Annotated in this window: 17 protein-coding genes; 3 read left to right on the top strand and 14 right to left on the bottom strand. The window is 36.9% G+C overall.

Annotated features, from left to right (window positions below; genetic code table 11):
• Positions 1-482: 482 nt before the first annotated feature.
• Positions 483-770, top strand: coding sequence for a hypothetical protein (locus RRY75_RS10170; RefSeq protein WP_332492711.1), 288 nt, complete (start codon positions 483-485; stop codon positions 768-770).
• A 354-nt stretch (positions 771-1,124) separates the two neighbouring features.
• Here the strand turns inward: RRY75_RS10170 and RRY75_RS10165 are convergent, their stop codons facing one another.
• The 3 genes from RRY75_RS10165 to RRY75_RS10155 all read right to left on the bottom strand — a co-directional run bounded on the left by RRY75_RS10165 (position 1,125) and on the right by RRY75_RS10155 (position 3,760).
• Positions 1,125-1,637 carry a metal-dependent hydrolase gene (locus RRY75_RS10165; protein WP_332492713.1) on the bottom strand — a complete coding sequence of 171 codons (513 nt, stop codon included), beginning with the start codon at positions 1,635-1,637 and terminating at the stop codon, positions 1,125-1,127.
• Positions 1,638-1,801: 164 nt separating this feature from the next.
• Entirely contained in the window at positions 1,802-2,662 is an 861-nt protein-coding gene (locus tag RRY75_RS10160) for a CAP domain-containing protein (protein ID WP_332716588.1), read from the bottom strand.
• A gap of 321 nt (positions 2,663-2,983) precedes the next feature.
• Complete coding sequence (locus RRY75_RS10155) at positions 2,984-3,760, bottom strand: HAD family hydrolase (protein ID WP_332492719.1); 777 nt, start codon at positions 3,758-3,760, stop codon at positions 2,984-2,986.
• 84 nt (positions 3,761-3,844) lie between these two features.
• Between RRY75_RS10155 and RRY75_RS10150 the strand changes: the two genes are divergently transcribed.
• Both RRY75_RS10150 and RRY75_RS10145 read left to right on the top strand, forming a co-directional pair.
• Positions 3,845-4,681 (top strand): hypothetical protein, encoded by an 837-nt coding sequence (locus tag RRY75_RS10150; protein WP_332492721.1) that lies wholly within the window; start codon positions 3,845-3,847, stop codon positions 4,679-4,681.
• 4 nt (positions 4,682-4,685) lie between these two features.
• Positions 4,686-5,747 (top strand): hypothetical protein, encoded by a 1,062-nt coding sequence (locus tag RRY75_RS10145; protein ID WP_332492723.1) that lies wholly within the window; start codon positions 4,686-4,688, stop codon positions 5,745-5,747.
• A gap of 68 nt (positions 5,748-5,815) precedes the next feature.
• On the opposite strand, the gene RRY75_RS10140 is transcribed toward RRY75_RS10145, so the two are convergent.
• The 11 genes from RRY75_RS10140 to RRY75_RS10090 all read right to left on the bottom strand — a co-directional run bounded on the left by RRY75_RS10140 (position 5,816) and on the right by RRY75_RS10090 (position 17,767).
• The gene (locus RRY75_RS10140) at positions 5,816-6,637 is read right to left on the bottom strand and encodes an undecaprenyl-diphosphate phosphatase (RefSeq protein ID WP_332527581.1); all 822 of its coding nucleotides are present in this window, start codon (positions 6,635-6,637) and stop codon (positions 5,816-5,818) included.
• 187 nt (positions 6,638-6,824) lie between these two features.
• Positions 6,825-7,562, bottom strand: coding sequence for an acyl-[acyl-carrier-protein] thioesterase (locus tag RRY75_RS10135; protein WP_332492727.1), 738 nt, complete (start codon positions 7,560-7,562; stop codon positions 6,825-6,827).
• Positions 7,563-7,576: 14 nt separating this feature from the next.
• Entirely contained in the window at positions 7,577-8,347 is a 771-nt protein-coding gene (locus RRY75_RS10130; protein WP_332492729.1) for an SDR family NAD(P)-dependent oxidoreductase, read from the bottom strand.
• A gap of 132 nt (positions 8,348-8,479) precedes the next feature.
• Positions 8,480-9,505, bottom strand: a complete 1,026-nt coding sequence (gene queA / locus RRY75_RS10125; RefSeq protein WP_332716582.1) for a tRNA preQ1(34) S-adenosylmethionine ribosyltransferase-isomerase QueA — start codon at positions 9,503-9,505, stop codon at positions 8,480-8,482.
• A 125-nt stretch (positions 9,506-9,630) separates the two neighbouring features.
• Complete coding sequence (locus RRY75_RS10120; RefSeq protein WP_332527583.1) at positions 9,631-11,253, bottom strand: SpoIID/LytB domain-containing protein; 1,623 nt, start codon at positions 11,251-11,253, stop codon at positions 9,631-9,633.
• A gap of 73 nt (positions 11,254-11,326) precedes the next feature.
• Positions 11,327-12,316: a hypothetical protein gene (locus tag RRY75_RS10115; protein WP_332492735.1), complete on the bottom strand. Its 990-nt coding sequence runs from the start codon at positions 12,314-12,316 to the stop codon at positions 11,327-11,329.
• Positions 12,317-12,463: 147 nt separating this feature from the next.
• Positions 12,464-13,720, bottom strand: coding sequence for a GntP family permease (locus RRY75_RS10110; protein ID WP_332492736.1), 1,257 nt, complete (start codon positions 13,718-13,720; stop codon positions 12,464-12,466).
• A 29-nt stretch (positions 13,721-13,749) separates the two neighbouring features.
• Entirely contained in the window at positions 13,750-14,892 is a 1,143-nt protein-coding gene (locus tag RRY75_RS10105) for a glycerate kinase family protein (protein ID WP_332492738.1), read from the bottom strand.
• A 112-nt stretch (positions 14,893-15,004) separates the two neighbouring features.
• The gene (locus RRY75_RS10100) at positions 15,005-16,090 is read right to left on the bottom strand and encodes a CdaR family transcriptional regulator (protein WP_332492740.1); all 1,086 of its coding nucleotides are present in this window, start codon (positions 16,088-16,090) and stop codon (positions 15,005-15,007) included.
• A gap of 122 nt (positions 16,091-16,212) precedes the next feature.
• Positions 16,213-16,338, bottom strand: coding sequence for a clostri-philic family protein (locus RRY75_RS10095; protein WP_332492742.1), 126 nt, complete (start codon positions 16,336-16,338; stop codon positions 16,213-16,215).
• 268 nt (positions 16,339-16,606) lie between these two features.
• Complete coding sequence (locus RRY75_RS10090; RefSeq protein ID WP_332492744.1) at positions 16,607-17,767, bottom strand: iron-containing alcohol dehydrogenase; 1,161 nt, start codon at positions 17,765-17,767, stop codon at positions 16,607-16,609.
• Positions 17,768-17,930 lie beyond the last annotated feature (163 nt).

Here is a 17,930-nt window from a genome sequence, read left to right as displayed (position 1 = left end):
CCATCAGACAAGCTATAAAACTTCTTGTTTCACAGGGGCTAATCCCTGAAACTTCTGTAGATCTCGGGACTTCATTAGCTTAATTTTACGAAGCTTTTTAGTACCCTTTCTTTAGTGTTGCCATTTTTACCCCAAGCCTTTCTTCTTTTCACACTAACTGCTCCTTTTCGATTATGATTTGACCGAAAAATACAATGCAGTTAACTGCTAACAAATCTTTTCATCTATCTTGGCACAATCTGCTATCAGATTACATTAACTGCACCGAGTTTTTAATTCGTGGCGTTCTGGTCATACCACTCACCCCTTTCAATAGATCTTACTTTGTGACTGCCTATAATCATTTCACCAAACTACTACATACTATACAATAAATTCAAACAAATCCACTTGATATAGAAATCATTCTACTAAATTGGTCATTAAGCCTATACCTTTATTGTTGCTTATGCTAGACTTCTTTTGGAAAGGGAGATGACAAGATGGAAGATAAGGTACTTGATTTATTAACTAAAATGTACGAAGACGTGCATGAAATGAAACAAGAGTTACAGGACATGAAGACGAATATGCTAGATGGTTTTGCCAAGAACGACAAACACATTATCAAGCTTGAAACAAAGGTAAGAGAAAAGCTATCTGTACTTTTTGATGGCTATACTCAACATACTGACCAGCTAGACGCCGTTCTTCAAATAGCTGGTACGATCCTCACTACACTTGAACAGCAAGAAGTTAAAATTAATTTCATTCATGCACGTGTAAATTAACGCCTTCACGCCCTAAGTCCCAAGTATTTTCAACAGCGACTTTTTCAAATGAGCTTATTCCCTTTACTTAGGATGCCTATAGGATGCCTTATTTTTATCTTACCCCTTACATTCACTTAGAAAATAAAACGAATACCCTTTTAAACGCACAAAAAGCTAACTTAAGTTGCCTCCCCTCTTATCAAACATAGGCAGACTTAAGCTAGCTTTTTCTAGTGGCATAGCATTACATATAAACTGTAGAACTTTTCTTTTGAAAGCTTCTTGGTAAGTTTAGCTTTATGGTTCCCTACTGTAGCAATACTTCATCAGAGACCTATAGGTGAAAGGGATGTGCTACATTTATCACCTGCATCAAAAGCCCCAATGATCCAACAACGGCGATAGGGATAATGCTTTTATAGCCAAAATAAGGAGTCCTACCATTAAGATAAAATAAACGATTTCCTCGCCTTTTTCTCCCGTGTGTATCTTGCCTAGTATTTTATATTTGTACTTTGTAAAAGGGTATAACAAAGGTACACCTCGCGGATTTAGCATATCTAATAGTAAATGGGACAAATATCCAAGCCCTACTCCAAGTCCTATATAATTTTTCCCAAATAGCACATACATAAGCCCCATTAAGCTGACTACTGCCAGCAAACTATGTGTAGCTTTACGATGACCAAACCTTCTAAATGGATAATGTAAAAATGCTACTTGTTGACTAATCAAACTCTGTGGATGGTCAATATCTGGTAATAAACTTCCAACTACAGCACCTACGTAATAACAAACAAATCCAAGTTCTGTTAACGTAAAATAAGATTGATGCATGACACCAGCTAGAACAATACCACCTACAATGTGGGTTTTATATGTCATTTTCTTACCTCCTTCTTACTGTTAGCTTATGTCTTTAAAAGTCTGTCCTATACCATCTAACTTATAAGAAAGGTGACTTGCATACAAAAATAGAGGCTGTCCCTATAACAGCCTCCATTTTGCATACCTATGTCATTTTACCATTGTTTGTATGTATGTACTATCTATTTACCAATAAACATTTGTGTCCAGTAGTGACCTTGAGCATCATATCCAACTCCGATATGTGTAAAACTACTGTTTAAAATATTTGCACGGTGTCCTGGACTATTCATCCATCCTTCAACAACTGCTTCTGGTGATGAATAGCCTTGAGCAATGTTTTCTCCTGCGCTTCTATAACTAATTCCAAATTGTTTTAACATATCAAATGGTGAACCATAAACTGGGCTATTATGGTCAAAGTAGTTGTTTTTACGCATATCAGATGATTTAACTCTGGCTACGTTTCTTACACTTTCATCCATTTGAAGTGGTTTGAGCCCTTGTTTACTACGTTCTACGTTAACAAGTTCTAATACTTTATTTTCATATGCAGTTTGTGAACTTACTTCTGGTTTTTCAATTTCTGGTTTGTTAATCTCTGGTTTGTCTACTTCTGGCTTACTTGGCACTGAGATGTCTGGTAACCAGCCTGGTTTATCTGTTGCTGGTTGATCCACTTCCGGTTTGTCTACTTCTGGCTCACTTGGTACTGTGATGTCTGGTAACCAACCTGGTTTATCTGTTGCTGGTTGATCCACTTCTGGTTTGTCTACTTCTGGCTCACTTGGTACTGTGATGTCTGGTAACCAACCTGGTTTATCTGTTGCTGGTTGGTCCACTTCTGGACAATCTACTTCTGGTTGGTTAATTTCTGGGCAGTCTGTACCTGGACGATTAATCGTTGGGAAACAATCGTTTGGTTTTTGAGATGTAATAACACAAACTTTTTTATATGTAATTTCTTTTGCATGTACTGAAGTTGTTGCACCAAGTGCAGTCATTCCCATTAATAGTAAAGTAAATAATTTTTTAGATTTCATAATACCGCTCCTCTTTTTATCAATTCGGATTCAAAACTGTTACGTACTTGTTCTCAATTTGTAACAACTCTGTAATATTTATTATACACGACTTCTTCATTTTTTCAAGCATTTTACGTTACCATATTTTAGCATTTCCTATTTTATCCTATATTTTTCCCTTATTTAACCTTATATATTACATACTTATTAAACACTCCGTATAGATATTTATCCCGTATTTTCCATGCTTCTTCCACATCCCTTTATACAATAAAAATAGAGCAAACAACCTCTTTACCTGAGTCTGTTTGCTCTATTTAATAATCTATTGAATTGATTTTATAAGCATTTCTCTCTTATCGTATCTAGTACTTTTCCATGCTCCACGATATACTTCCCATAACCTTTCATTGCTGTTGGCGCATGGTCCATTACATAGCTTTCCTCTACTTGTTGAAGCATAGACACATCATTGAAATAGTCTCCAAAAGCCATACATTCTGACTTTTTAATGTTATATTTGTCTTGCAAAAACTTGATCCCATCACCTTTACTTGTGTGAAGGCTTCCAACATCTATCCAGTTCTTCCCTGATGCTGTAATAGCAAAAAATTCACCCCATGTATCTTGTAAGATGGCTTCAATTTCCCTAGTAATACCCTCTTTATGATACAGCGCAATCTTAATAATATCTTCTTGAATTTCATCACTATGTGCCACATTTGTAAGACAATGATAGTATTTTGCAATCTCCTCTTTAAAGGCCTGATCTGTAGTGAGATTATAGGCTGTGTCCTTACAACAAATTAGGACTTCAATCCCTTCTATTTGCTTACCTGTTTCAATAACACCTCTAGCTTTTTCTTGTTCTAAATAGGTTACACCGATTTCCTGGCCTTGATGTTTAATCATTGCGCCATTATCTGCTATCACATAAATGTAATCTAAAACCTCTTTAAAATCATTTTCTACTGTAGCCCCTTGTCTGCCTGTTGCAATCGCAAACTTTATATGTTGGGCTTCTAGCTTACGAATCACTTCAAAGGTTTCTCTTGAAATACTCCCGTCTGCTAAAGCCAATGTTCCATCCAAATCTGATACAATCAGTTTTATCATTTTGCGCCCTCTTTTCGCCATTCTTCTTTTTTGCGTCATAATCCTTTGCTATAATGTGGATAATGGAGTTAGGAGGAATTCGTCATGAAAAGATTCAAAATACCTTTTATCGTCCTGTCTAGTATATTAGGCATCGCACTCATTATCTACGTTCTATTAGGTTTTCACGCTGCTGACAACATGTTTTATGTTCCTCAAGTTGACCGTGTTTCTATAGCGGAGATTTTAGACCAATCTACTTTTTCCCAAGAAGATTATGACCTCCTATACGCCCAGACAGGCATTGCACAGCCTATGGTGGATCTATTGCAGCAACACTCTGATTTTAAATCAAAAATGCTCAATTTTCAATCCAACTATTTCAAAACTCAAAATGTCATTCAAACTAAAATGACTCCTTTTACTAACATTGATAAAGTGGTCAATGAAAATGGCGAAGTTATTCCCGCCTTTGAACTGGCACCTTACGAAAATGGTTACATCTTCTTATCAAAATCTACCTATACTTATAACTGGCGACATGGACATGCTGGCCTTGTCATCGATAGTGTTCGTGGTAAGATGCTAGAATCCTTAGAGCCATTCACCTTAAGCATGGAGCAAGATGCCTCTTGGTGGGCTTACCGCTCTACCTTTAAGATGATGCGTCTAAAAGATGTAGACCAAGAGTATCTAGATGAGATAGCAAGCTTTGCAGCAACTTCTATGCAAGGCATTCCTTATAATATTCTTGCTATGAAAACCAATAAAACCATCCCAACAAGTACCCATTGTTCACATATTGTGTGGCATACCTTTAAACATTTTAATATTGATTTGGATAGTTCTGGAGGTATTTTTGTTTCTCCTGGAGATATTGGGCGTAGCCCTTACCTAGAAACATTACAAATCTACGGCTTCGATCCAAGCAAGGATTGGTGATTATATGAAACAAGTATTCAAAAAGCGATTAGCCTTACGAGTCATTGGACTTTTTTTAGGTCTAATCGCTTTAGTTATCCTCATTAGAGGTATTTCTACACCTAAGTTATACACAGAATTGATTTTAAATGCACAAAATAATGTGGATTTAACTGATATTTCCCTTTTTTATTCGGATGTGGGCTATCGTCAGATTCATAACTACACTTTAAGCCACGAAGGTTTATCCCCTACTTCTAAAAAGTGGGTACCTTACTCTGAAGGTTTTATAGATAAAGCAGTATTTACAACTTATGCCGAGCACTTTGCTGATGCTAGTACACCTTTGTCCTCGACTTTCCAAAACTATTATGATACCGATAAATTTGTCTTCTTTGCCTTTCCTGGAGACTTAACAAGTTTTCGTATTCTTCAAAAGGATACAGGTACACTTTCCCCACTCAAGCTCCCTAAACACTTATATCTCCATGGTATGTATGTCTCTCACATGAAAATCGTAGATGACCAACTCATCATTTTAGCTGGTGAAGCTATGAGTTATCATGCGCTCATCTATACCATAGACTTATCTACTTTTGAAGTGACTGCTTGGAAGCGTCTTGAAACCCATCCTTCAGCCTTAGATGAACTAGATTATACTTTGACGCCTGATGGGCTAGCTGTTTTTATTGCAGGGGATGCTCTTCAAATCTATGATCCGTTTACAGATACTACACTTTTACAACCTATGCCTTTTGAAGTTGCAGGTATTACCAGTGGTGCTAACTACCTCTTTGCCTATAGCACACCCAATCAAGGAGGCTTAAGTTATGTACAAATTCCGCTTAACACCCTTGCAACTTCCGCCCCAACATTGTCCGCCTCTAGTCTCATTTTCCCCTCACCTACTAGCCAAGTCCTTAACTTAAGACTCCAAGGTGAACATGTCTATTTTATTCTAAAGGATCCTCGTGCACCACGCTTTAAAAACTATGTCGCGCTCTACAATATGAATACAGGACAACTTGATTACTGTTTAGGTATTGGTGATGCCTCACCACTTATCTTGACTTCTACTATTCAATAAAACGTGTAACAAACAGCAAAAGGACTGTAAAACTAGTATAAAGCCTCTAGTTTTACAGTCCTTCTATATTATTTTAATAAGAAATAAGCAATTACGATAATACCGAGTACAATACGGTAGTACCCAAATGCTTTAAAGTCATGCTTTTTGATATATCCCATTAAGAACTTAATTGCAAGTATAGATACAACAAATGCTACTGCCATACCTACAAATAAAATGGTTAACTCTGCCCCTGTAAAGACTAAGCCAAACTTAAGAAGTTTTAATAAGCTTGCGCCAAACATAACAGGAATAGCTAAGAAGAAAGTAAATTCTGCGGCTACATAGCGAGAAGTACCCAGTAAAATAGCTCCAATAATAGTTGCCCCTGAGCGAGATGTTCCTGGAATCAGTGCAAGCACTTGGAATACCCCAATAAGTAAAGCTGTCTTATAAGTTAAGGCTTCTAATGTCTCAATCTTAGCACATCTATTTTTGTTGCGATTTTCAACCACTATAAACAATACCCCATAGATAATAAGCATCAATGCTACTGTTTGATAGTTATAAAAGAGTGCATCTAGCGTATCATCAAATGCAAGTCCAATAACTGCAGCTGGAAGTGCTGCTACAATAACCTTTAACCATAAATCAATAGTTTCTTTTTTAATTGTTACTTTGTCTTTGAATGAAATAGGAAACAGCTTGTTCCAAAACAGAACAACTACGGCCATAATTGCCCCAAGCTGTACGACTACAAAGAACATGGCTTTAAACTCTGGTGTGACATCGAGTTTAATAAACTCATCAGCCAAAATCATATGCCCTGTGCTACTAATAGGCAACCATTCTGTAATACCTTCAATGACACCTAATATAACTGCTTTAAAAATTTCTATAAAGTCCATTTTCTTTCCTCTCTTATCTTAAGTTTTCCATTGCTAAACACTATTGCTTCTTTATTTCCCCTTGTTAGCAAACTACCGCTAGTATAACATATTATTGCCATAAATATCAAAAGCTAACTTAAGTCCACATTTTACACTTCAAAAGTCTCTTAGGTTAGCCTCCATATTTATTAGGTATGATATAAATTTATAAGTCCTTCAACACAATCTTACTGGTCCAATAAATTGTCTTTTGGTCAAGGCTCATTCCTTGAATAAGTGTGTTGCCCTCTTCGTCTAAACCTCTTATAATTTGGATTTCCTCACCTTCTACTAAAGATGTGGTGTAGTTGGTTTGAATACTTTCTATACACTTCACATTGTACTCTTTGCAATCTATCATATCTGTTGCCCAGCGTACATAATGGGCATTATTCATATGTCCATTAATGTCAATTTCACCACTGTGTACTTTTCTTAGCTCTTCTTTTACAACTTCTTGTGGTTCTTTCAACTTAGGTAATGCTTCACCTTCATAGGGCCAGTTCAATGTCTTAATGATACCTTCCATCTTTTGAACACGTAAAGGTCTATGGGTATGATAATCCATGAGAATATAGTAACCAATCATATATCCCATAAGCTGATCCTCCTCATCAAAGATGTCAAAGCGTCTCACACAAAAGAGCTTATCAATCCCAATAGGATAAGTTTCAATACGAATATTATCTTGCCATCTTGGATAGCGGTCTAAGTGCATCTTAGCACGGGATACAATCCAGTACATTTGTTGGTCTTCATCTGTAGTAAAGTCTATTCCAAGTTCTAAGGCATGTTCCCCACTTATTTCTTGCATAAAATCTACCAAGGCATTCATGCTAATGTTGTACTTAAAGTCTACATCTCTAAAGTTGACTTTAAAAACTTTGCTGTATTTTGCAATCACCTTTCTCCTCCTTTCTACTTACTTTCATTTTTTTGTGTACTTCGTACAAGTAAGGTACTCACCCTTATAGGTAAAAGTGTTAAAGCACAGGCTGATAACTTATTGGTAAACCCAGGTATAATAATTGCCTTGTTTTTCATTAGCCCCTTATACCCAATATGTGCGACTGCCTCCGGTGTCATGGCACTCAACTTTGCAAGACCTGACTTGTGCATACGTGCCTTCTGTATAAAGTCCGTCTTAGTAGGTCCTGGACAAAGTATGCTCACTTGGATCCCTTTGTCTTTCCACTCGTTGCGTAGTGCCATGGATAGCGAAAGTACATACGCCTTGGAAGCATAGTACACTGCCATATAAGGCCCTGGTGCAAAAGCTGCTGTGGATGCCACTTGTAGCACTCTACTCCCTGAATGCAAATAAGGGTAGACTTTCTTCGTCAAATAAGTAAAGCCACGGATATTAGTATCAATCGCTACCAAATCCTCTTCCTCACTCATCTGCCCAAAATCTCCAAAGAATCCAACCCCTGCATTATTCACAAACAAGTCAATCTGCTTTTTTTCTTCTGCTATGTAGTCTATGAGCTGATTAAGTTCTATAAACTTGGTCACATCTACACTTTGAACTTGTACCTTAACATTATACGTCTCCTCAAGTGTAGTTTGCAAATCTTTTAAATTCTTCTCATTTCTTGCTACAAGTAGCAAATCATACGCCTTCTCGGCCAATAAGTAGGCCATAGCCCGCCCTATTCCACTCGTTGCCCCTGTTATTAACGCATACATAAACCCCCTCCATTCTCCCTTAGGTCATCACTCTCTTAGAATATGTCCCAAAAAGGTTTCTTTTATCATCTTTACCTAGAAAAAAGTTGCCACAGTATGTATAGTTTCTATACTGTAGCAACTGAATTTGTTCTATTTAATAAACATTGCATCACCAAAGCTAAAGAAACGATATCTTTCTTTAACGGCTTCGTTATACGCATGCAATACTTCATCATATCCTGCTAAGGCACTTACAAGCATAATAAGGGTAGACTCTGGAAGATGGAAGTTAGTAAAGAGTCTATCCACACATTTAAACTTATAGCCTGGATAAATGAAAATATTTGTCCAGCCACTACTTGCTGTTACAAAGCCTTCATCATTGGCATTGGACTCCAATGTTCTTGTACTTGTTGTCCCTACAGAAATGATTTTGCCTCCCCTAGCTTTTGCTTCGTTGATGATTTTAGCATTTTCTTCATCAATCATATAAAACTCTGAGTGCATTTCATGTTCAAGTACATCTTCTACTTTAACAGGTCTAAAGGTACCCAGTCCAACATGAAGGGTTACATAAGCAATATGCACACCTTTTTCTTTAATCTGTTCTAATAATTCTTGTGTAAAGTGTAAGCCTGCTGTAGGTGCAGCCGCACTCCCATCATGTTTCGAATAAACTGTTTGATAGCGCTCTTTGTCTTCTAGTTTCTCATGAATATAAGGTGGCAGTGGCATTTCTCCAAGTTGGTCTAATACTTCTTCAAAAATCCCTTCGTATTCGAAAGTCACAATACGCTTACCATCTTCAATAATTTCCTTAATAGTTGCTGTTAAGATCCCTTCTCCAAAGACAACACGGTCACCCACACGTGCTTTTTTCCCGGGTTTTACAAGAACTTCCCAGTCCTTTTCGTTCTTTCTTGTAAGGAGTAAGAACTCTACTTTCCCACCTGTTCCTTCACGTGTGCCAAAAAGTCTAGCTGGAATAACGCGTGTGTTGTTGAGCACTAAGCAATCTCCAGGATTTAAATAGTTTATCATGTCGTAAAAATGTTTATGTTCGATGTCACCTGTCACACGGTCAAGTACCATAAGTCTTGAAGCTGTACGGTCTTCAAGAGGGACTTGTGCAATAAGTTCTTCTGGTAAATTAAAGTAAAAATCTGATGTATTCATAACTTCTCCAATCTGCTTCTTGCACGCATTTCTTTGATGCGTCTATCTGCTTATCCTTGTTAGGAGTATTTTGTTTTATTATAACCTTATTTACTACTATTCAGTCTATCTGTAGCTATAGGTTTTTATTCTACAACGACACCTTCATAGTAGTATTCGATAATCTCCTTGTAACTAAATCCTGCTTCCGCCATACCTTTTGCACCATATTGAGACATTCCTACACCATGCCCATAGCCATAACCATAAAGTGTTAAATCCCCATATACTGTGTCTGGTTTACTTGTAGAGTTGTAGTCTCCTTCAACCTCAAATGAACCTCCTGAAGATGTAGTAAAAATATCACTTGTAATCATTTCATGAGCACTTTTAATATAAACTGCATCACGTATTTTAGAATAAGTCTCTTCTGATTCCATCCATAGGCCTTCAAGTTCTAGTTGAACCATTCCTTGACTTGTTAAAATAGCCACTTCATCTGTATTATTGCCACCTGTTCCTGGTTTAATTGTAACGTCTGGTATGCTTACCCCGTTATAAGGTGTAAATTGATATTTACGACTTTTAAGTGAGCCATCATTGCTTCCACCAAAAAAGGTTCTTGTATTTTCTTTCGTTACTGTATACTCACCAGCTGTCCCAAGTATGGTAAGTTCGTTGACACGTCCACTTTGTGAGTAGCTTCCAATACGTACACTTTCAACACTACCAATATTTTTGCCTGCGTTGGCTACACATTTTTCAAGCTCTCTTGTCGTTATGGTTCTTTTCCATGGCACATGGTCTGTTTCATAAGGGTCTGGCTTAGCCACTAGATAAGGTACGCTATTGCCCCATACATACTTAGCATCTGCTGTATAGCCACCACTACTTGCACTATACACTGTCTCTGCTACTTTTCCATTATAAGTTGCCACTTCACCTCTTGTCGCTTCAACAGCCGCTGTTGTACGGTCATGTTCAGAAGTAATCCCCCTATACACTTGACTTGTTGTCGTATCTACTAAGTTGTACCCTCTTGATAGAAATCTAGAGTATTGGAAAGTAGCCATACTTCTAGCTGCTACAGACTGAGCCTTAAGTGCTTCCTCATGCCAAGAAGCTGATACTTCACAAGGTACTACCCCGTATAAGTACTCTTCCATATCTACTTGGTTAACTGCTGTAAGGCCTTTACTTTGCCCTTTTACAACTTCTATAACCCCTCTATAAATTCTACTATTGCCTACGCCTGTAGCAGGAAAATCATACTGATTATATCCACCTCTAAAACCTAAAGGGTATGCATCATTTTCACTTACTAATACAACTTCACCCCTTGTATCCTTTACATTTATGCGTTTTGCATTACTTACTACAACCTCATCAGCCTCAAAGTCATCTGTTGTATAAATCTTATACTCACCTGGTTCTATGTATGCTACAACTGCCTCTTGGTCATATATCTCTAAAGCATCATAAGCTGTTTCAAAGTCACCATAGACCTCTTGATAGTTATAATATGTTTGAGAATCTAAAGATACTGTTACTTCACTTGTATCTAAATCCCCTTCCTTCCTCCACCTTTCTCCTTCAAAATAACCTATAGCCAGAGGCTCTTCACTTTTAATTTGAACGGTGGTAGCATCTTTATATACCGATTCAAGACCTATTCGTATAGAGTCTGGTGCTTTGGCTTGAGCAATCATAGGTATAACAAGTGCACTGATACCTACTACATTTCTTATCCTTTGTTGATTGATGTGCAATGGTATTCCTCCTCTTTTATCCGAGTCTAATCAATGTTTCTTACTTCATTATATAAGGAGAACTACCAAAAATCTACAATTTATAGTAATCTACACAAGTTTTAAATTCTGTCAGCCACATCCTAATACTCTTATCATCAAAAGTTGTATGATACATTTCAATCAAATACTCTTGAATCTCCTGTACTGTAATTTCTCTTGTCTGCTTGGGAATACTTTCGGTTTCAAAGTTGATTTTCATTTTATGTTCAAGCTCCCTATTTCCACTATAGACCACAGCTTCTTTATAAACACTATAAAACATCCTCCACGACTCATAAGTATCACATTTCCAATAATCTTTCCAGCATCCCTTACACTTTTTCCATATGATTTGATTCATACTAATCTTATAACCCGGATAATACTTGTAGAGTGCATCTAAATAATAGATATTTTCCACCTTAGCTCTTTCTAACCATTTGGCTATAGGTAGTAGCTGAAAGGGTTTACGCTTTTCATAAATAAAAAGTGTCTCTATATAAGGGTGCTTGATACACATATAAGGGAACTCTACACCATGCCAACTCGGTATATCCATAACCACATGGAAACGTACTCCATTTCGTTTGCCCAATCGATAGAGTACTTGAGTCAGGTCTTCATATTTTAGCTTACTTGGTTCATCCATTACAAAATCCAAGAACATGCCCGATACAGTACTTTGTCCTACCAGTACAAGTACAATTTCTTCTGCACCAAGTCGTTTAATACCTACCTGTAACCCTTCTTCAAAGGACTCTTTATCCGAGCTTTTCCGAAGGACCATTTCATGACGCTCCACCTTATTTTCCCCATCATAAAAGTACTCATATAGTCCTCCCCTTTTTACTTGCCCTATTTCATCTTTCAAGTAACTCAAGCGTTTGTACATTGCTAGGCAACTATTTTCTAGTATATAGCCACGGGCAAAAATTTTGACATCAGAATATTCCAATTTTTTTAGAAGATCAATTTCTTCCTCTATTAAAGCTGCAATCTCACAATTGCCACTTCCATAGACTAATACATTACATTCTGCCATAGCTCGTACCCCCTATTTATAGTATCTCTATAAATATATGTATACGCTTTTTCAAATATAAACAAATCTTTTAAACAATGTATTTATCCCTAAAAAGGCTGCTACATTTTCATGTAGCAGCCTCGCTTAAATACTCTATTATAAAACTTACATAAGGATTCCCCATATGACTGTAGATACAATAGTAATGACAATCCCTACTAAAGATTCATAAGGAATCATTTTAAGTCGTTCTGATAAGTTCATATTCGTTGCACCCGCTGTTGCATGGAAGAATGAACCGTGTGGTAAGTGGTCGAGTACCGTTGCACCTGCATGTACCATAGCCGCACCAGCAAGTGGCATAATCCCTGCAGATAAAATGGCTGGACCAAATGTTGCTGATGCAATAGTTGTCCCTGCTGTTGTTGAAGCAGTTGCCGCTCCCATTAGTATCCCTGAAATAGGTGCAAGTAAAAATTCTGGCATATTCATACTATTGAGTAATGATATTGTTGTCGTTTGTAGTGTAGAAGCTTTAATAATCCCTGCTACTGCACCAGTTCCAATAAGAAGTACTGTTACAGGCATCATCTTAGAAAGTCCAAAAGTGATGTATTCATTTGTATTTCTCCATTTACCTGTTGCAACAACACCTACCAATCCACCTATTGGAAGTGCAATTAATGGATCCACCGTAATGCCTACAAGTGGTCTAAGTGATAAAAGTATAATCGCAACTAACGGTCCAATAATAGCTGCAAAGAAACTTGGAAGTGTCTCTTGATTTTCTTCTACTACTGCCTCTTGTATAAGTTCCCCCTTTTTCGTGAGGAATTTAACTACAATAACGGTTGCCATTAACCCTGCAAGCGCTGGAATAAAGTTAGCAAACATAAGAGTTGATAACTCTACTCCAAAGTTTTCTGCTGCAGAAATGGTATTTGGATTAGGTGAAATAATATTACCACATTTTCCACCACCAATCATGGCAAATAGTATGGCCATTTTAGAATAGTTAAGTTTCTTTCCAATTGCTAGTGCAATAGGTGCTACAGTAATCACTGCAATATCAATAAATACTCCTGTAGAGGTCAAAATCATCGTTGCAAGTGCGAGTGCGAAGAGTGCCCTTTTCTCTCCTAACTTTTTAACTATTTGTTCTGCAATTTTCGCTGCAGAACCAGTCTTAATTAATATACCTGCTAACACCCCTGATGTCACAATACGTAATATAGCTGGCATAATATCCTTAGCGCCACCTATCATCGTACTTACTGTTCCATCTAGGCCTGCTCCACCTACAAGTCCACCTACTACAGCACCTAAAATGAGACTATATGCTGGCTGTACCTTCTTAATAATAAGAATAATTGCAACTGCTAATCCTAAGATAGCTCCAAATGTTGTAATTTGTAGTTCCATTTCTCCCACTCCTTTTCTAGTCCAAATGCCTAGTGATTATATACTTTAATAAGCTTAAAAACTTGTTCTACTGTCTTTATCATATTTTCTTTTGCATGAATAGGATTCATTGCATCTTCTAACGACATTGCTGCATTTACAATAGAAAAGTATGCATCTATCCCCTCTTCATTACACTTTTTAGCTTCATTTGCTAATGCTCCAGCAAATCCTAGAACAGGTAAGTTATACTTCTTAGCTAGCTTTGCTACACCTATAGGTGCCTTACCCATCGCCGTTTGATTGTCCAGTCTACCTTCTCCTGTTATTACAAGATGGGCATCTTTAAAATCCTCTTCTAACCCGGTTTCTTTCAAGATAATTTGGATACCTGATTCTAACTTTCCATTTAAGAAAGCCATGAAGCCAAAGCCTAATCCACCTGCTGCCCCCGCACCTGGTACTTGTGCGAAATCTTCTTGCTTAAGTACTTTTACAACTTGTGCAAAATTTTGTAGCCCTTGGTCTAACTGTTCTACTATTTCTGGAGTTGCACCTTTTTGAGGCGCATAAATAGCTGCTGCACCATTTGGACCATAAAGAGGATTGTTTACATCACAGGCAATTTTAAACTCACATTGGCTCAGTCCTTCTATCACCTTACTTGTATCTACTGAACAAATGTCTATAAGGCCTTGTCCACTTTCTGCAACTTCTTTACCTTGTGCATCTAGGAATCTATATCCTAGTGCCATTAACATTCCAAGTCCTGCATCATTTGTAGCACTACCGCCAATCCCTACAATGAACTTTCTACAGCCCTCTTGGATGCATCTTTTAATGAGTTCACCCACACCATATGTTGTTGTATAAAGAGGATTTCTTTGCGCCATTGGTACAAGAGGAAGTCCCGCTGCTTCTGCCATTTCTATAATAGCTGTTTGATGATCTTTTAATACGCCATAACGTGCCACTACTTTTTCCCTAAGAGGCCCAGTCACCTCCGCTTCTTGCATGCTACCTCCCATACCACTTACTAATGCTTCTGCCGTTCCTTCTCCACCGTCTGCAAGTGGTTTGATGACTACTTGTGAAGTTGGATCTATATTTAAAATTCCTTGTTTAATGGCATTTCCTGCTTCTATAGAAGTTAAACTACCTTTTAACGAGTCAATTGCTACAACTATTTTCATGTTTAATCACTCCTTTTGTACATATTATACTATATGTTAAATAAATATCTATGTGTTAGGTAACAATTTTAGTGTATACTTCCCCACCCTATCTGTTATGCATACCAAAAGTTCATTGCGTATTTTTCATATAAATCCCTAGATAAATTCGAATTGATTGTTTAAACTCACGAGGATTAATCCCTATTTTCATATAAATCTTATCCAGTCTATACTGAACCGTATTCTTATGAATATAAAGTTTTTCAGCTGTTTCTTTCAATGACATATTACATTCGTAATAACAATTAAGCAGATCAAGCTCATCTGCTGTTAGATTGCCGATCACTGTCTGGATATACTTCTCTTTAGTTACTTTGGGTAAGCTTTCTAAGATAAGTTCTATGTCCAGCTGATTGCTCTCTACTATCATCACATCTTTTTGCTTCGCATATTTAAGTGCTAATAGTGCTGAATCATATGTCTCTTTAATATTCCAAATAGTCGCTTCTATACCTATTCCGCAATAGATAATACGTTGTTCAGATTCGTCTACTTTGCTCATCAAGTGCTTTACTTCTCTCATTCTATTTTTAGAGATTAGAATGATAAAATGATTAGGATAATTATACATATAAAGCTCTATGTTATATTCGCCTAGAAGCTTATAGATTTTGGTTTCTATCTCCACAAAGTCCACATGCTTCTTAGAGATTTCAATCACAATACATTGATGAAATTCATGTGGTTTAATGTGCAGTTTATCAATCATTTGGCCAATAGCTTCTTTGTTTACCCCTTTTTCATAAATGCACATATTCATCAAGTATTGAATCATCTTCTTCCTTGACTCATACCGCCCTGCCATCTTCTCTTCTTTAATGAAAATTTCCGTAATTTTAGAAGCTAAAAAACCATACTTCATAATCTTACTAGGCTGCCCAGTAATGCCGATTACACCAAATACTTCATCATCAATGATAATAGGATAATTCACCCCTACTTTTGTTCCTTCAAATACTTTATCACTCTCTACAACTATCACTTTTCGCTTTGTTGCAACTTCATAGCCAGCTGCATGGAAACTACCTATACGTGTTTGATCTGTACTTGCAATAATCATACCCTGCCTATCTATAAAATTAATATCCTTATCCACAACTTGACTAATAGCATCTACAATTTGTTGTCCAAGCATTGCATCTATTTTATTTATCATTTCTCCTCGCCTTTCTGTTCTTAGAAATGTGGCTATTACTACTTTCTTAGCTTATATGTAAAAAGGATAGTCCCTTTCTATTTATGAACTATCCCCTTTATTTTCTTTATAGAACCTAAGCCTTACTTATCATTTGTATAAGAAGTTTTCTTTTCAGGCTCTCTTTGATTATTTTGTTCATCATGGAGTTTTTGTCTACGTTTTCCTTTTTGTAGTGGGTTGTTTGAACCCGGTTTGTTTTGATACATAAACACACATCCTTTCAAAAATATTATTGACCTATTTAAAAATTTTATGTGTTCCATCAAAAAAGAGGTGTCTTATGACATCTCTTCCTCTATAATTACTAGAAAGGATAAGACACTAACTGACTATTAATTGTAGCTCCTATGTCTTTTCATAGGAGGCTTGTATATTGTAATAGATAATTCGTACCATCTTTCATCTGCAAATAAATAGAAAAACCTGCTAGTGAAAGTCACTCCACATTAGCAGGTTTTCTATAAACTATTCTTTTTACATTGCACCTTCAAGGATTTGACGGCTAACTTCAAGGGTTACATCTCCTGTTTCGGACAGTCCTGTCATCCCATGTTTTTCAAGTGCTACTACAATATCATTAATACCTTCTGGTTTCACACCATAATCTGATAAATGCGTACCTATACCTAAACTTTCAAAAAATGCTCTTGTTTTATCTATCGCTTGATTAATGCGTGTATCTGCATCTCCTTCGGTAATGCCCCATACCCGTTCTGCATATTGAAGAAGTTTTGCTTGTTTTTGCGTACGTCTTACATTCCAAATAGAAGGTTGTAATACTGCAAGTGTTTTACCATGGTCAATGCCATAAAGCGCTGTAATTTCATGACCTATCATGTGAGTCGTCCAGTCTTGTGGTACACCGGCTCCAATAAGTCCATTTAGACCCATTGTCGCACACCATACAAGGTTTGCCCTTGCATCATAATCTGTTGGCTCATCTATGGTTTTTCTACCAATTTCTATAAGGGTTTGTAAAATCCCTTCTGCTGTACGGTCTTGGAATCTTGCTTCAGTTGGCAAAGTTACATATTGCTCTACTGTATGGATAAATGTATCTACAACTCCGTTGGCTACTTGTGTCGCTGGAAGTGTATAGGTCAACTCAGGATCAAGAATAGAAAATACAGGGAATGCCTTTGGACTAAAGATTGCTAACTTCCCAAGTCTAGAAGTGATCACCCCTCCATTGTTCATCTCTGAACCTGTAGCCGGTAATGTTACTACCGTTCCTATAGGAAGGCATTTAGCCACTGACTCTGGTACTGTTCCATAACTAAAGAGGGCTTCTGCATTTTCTCCTTCATATGTGGATGCTATAGACACAAACTTTGTTCCATCCATAACAGATCCACCACCTACTGCAAGTAAGAAATTAATCTTTTCCGCTTTTACAATTTCAACGGCTTTCATTAAGGTATCATACTTAGGATTAGGCTCGATCCCACCAAATTCAAATACTGCTCGTCCTTCTAAAAAACCTTTTACTTTATCTAATGTACCAAAGCGTTGTACACTTCCGCCCCCGTAGAGTACTAATACTCTAGCGTCTTGTGGTACTAATTCATTCAGTTGTTGTAATGTATCTTTTCCAAATACAATATGAGTTGGATTATAAAAATTAAAGTTTAACATTTAAAGTCCCCTTTGCTTTTATTCTTATCATCTTCTACCTTATAGCCTATAGTCTACTCTAAGTCAAGCCCCTCTTAGATAAAATTTCTGAGCTATTATATAATTATTATGTAAAATTTTATTTACCTTTTCTTGAGTATCTCACGTACATCCACGCAAGAAT

The organism is Niameybacter sp. (genome assembly GCF_036655075.1).
Classification (GTDB): Bacteria; Bacillota; Clostridia; order Lachnospirales; family Cellulosilyticaceae; genus Holtiella.
This window is presented reverse-complemented; position numbering and strand designations above follow the sequence as displayed.

Excerpts from the sequence above, each read along its gene's own strand:
- RRY75_RS10160 (WP_332716588.1), bottom strand. The coding sequence starts at position 2,662 with ATGAAATCTAAAAAATTATTTACTTTACTATTAATGGGAATGACTGCA.
- queA (WP_332716582.1), bottom strand. The coding sequence starts at position 9,505 with ATGAATACATCAGATTTTTACTTTAATTTACCAGAAGAACTTATTGCA.
- RRY75_RS10165 (WP_332492713.1), bottom strand. The coding sequence starts at position 1,637 with ATGACATATAAAACCCACATTGTAGGTGGTATTGTTCTAGCTGGTGTC.
- RRY75_RS10115 (WP_332492735.1), bottom strand. The coding sequence starts at position 12,316 with ATGGCAGAATGTAATGTATTAGTCTATGGAAGTGGCAATTGTGAGATT.
- RRY75_RS10155 (WP_332492719.1), bottom strand. The coding sequence starts at position 3,760 with ATGATAAAACTGATTGTATCAGATTTGGATGGAACATTGGCTTTAGCA.
- RRY75_RS10095 (WP_332492742.1), bottom strand. The coding sequence starts at position 16,338 with ATGTATCAAAACAAACCGGGTTCAAACAACCCACTACAAAAAGGAAAA.
- RRY75_RS10100 (WP_332492740.1), bottom strand. The coding sequence starts at position 16,090 with ATGATAAATAAAATAGATGCAATGCTTGGACAACAAATTGTAGATGCT.
- RRY75_RS10145 (WP_332492723.1), top strand. The coding sequence starts at position 4,686 with ATGAAACAAGTATTCAAAAAGCGATTAGCCTTACGAGTCATTGGACTT.
- RRY75_RS10090 (WP_332492744.1), bottom strand. The coding sequence starts at position 17,767 with ATGTTAAACTTTAATTTTTATAATCCAACTCATATTGTATTTGGAAAA.
- RRY75_RS10105 (WP_332492738.1), bottom strand. The coding sequence starts at position 14,892 with ATGAAAATAGTTGTAGCAATTGACTCGTTAAAAGGTAGTTTAACTTCT.
- RRY75_RS10110 (WP_332492736.1), bottom strand. The coding sequence starts at position 13,720 with ATGGAACTACAAATTACAACATTTGGAGCTATCTTAGGATTAGCAGTT.
- RRY75_RS10140 (WP_332527581.1), bottom strand. The coding sequence starts at position 6,637 with ATGGACTTTATAGAAATTTTTAAAGCAGTTATATTAGGTGTCATTGAA.
- RRY75_RS10130 (WP_332492729.1), bottom strand. The coding sequence starts at position 8,347 with ATGTATGCGTTAATAACAGGGGCAACGAGTGGAATAGGGCGGGCTATG.
- RRY75_RS10150 (WP_332492721.1), top strand. The coding sequence starts at position 3,845 with ATGAAAAGATTCAAAATACCTTTTATCGTCCTGTCTAGTATATTAGGC.
- RRY75_RS10170 (WP_332492711.1), top strand. The coding sequence starts at position 483 with ATGGAAGATAAGGTACTTGATTTATTAACTAAAATGTACGAAGACGTG.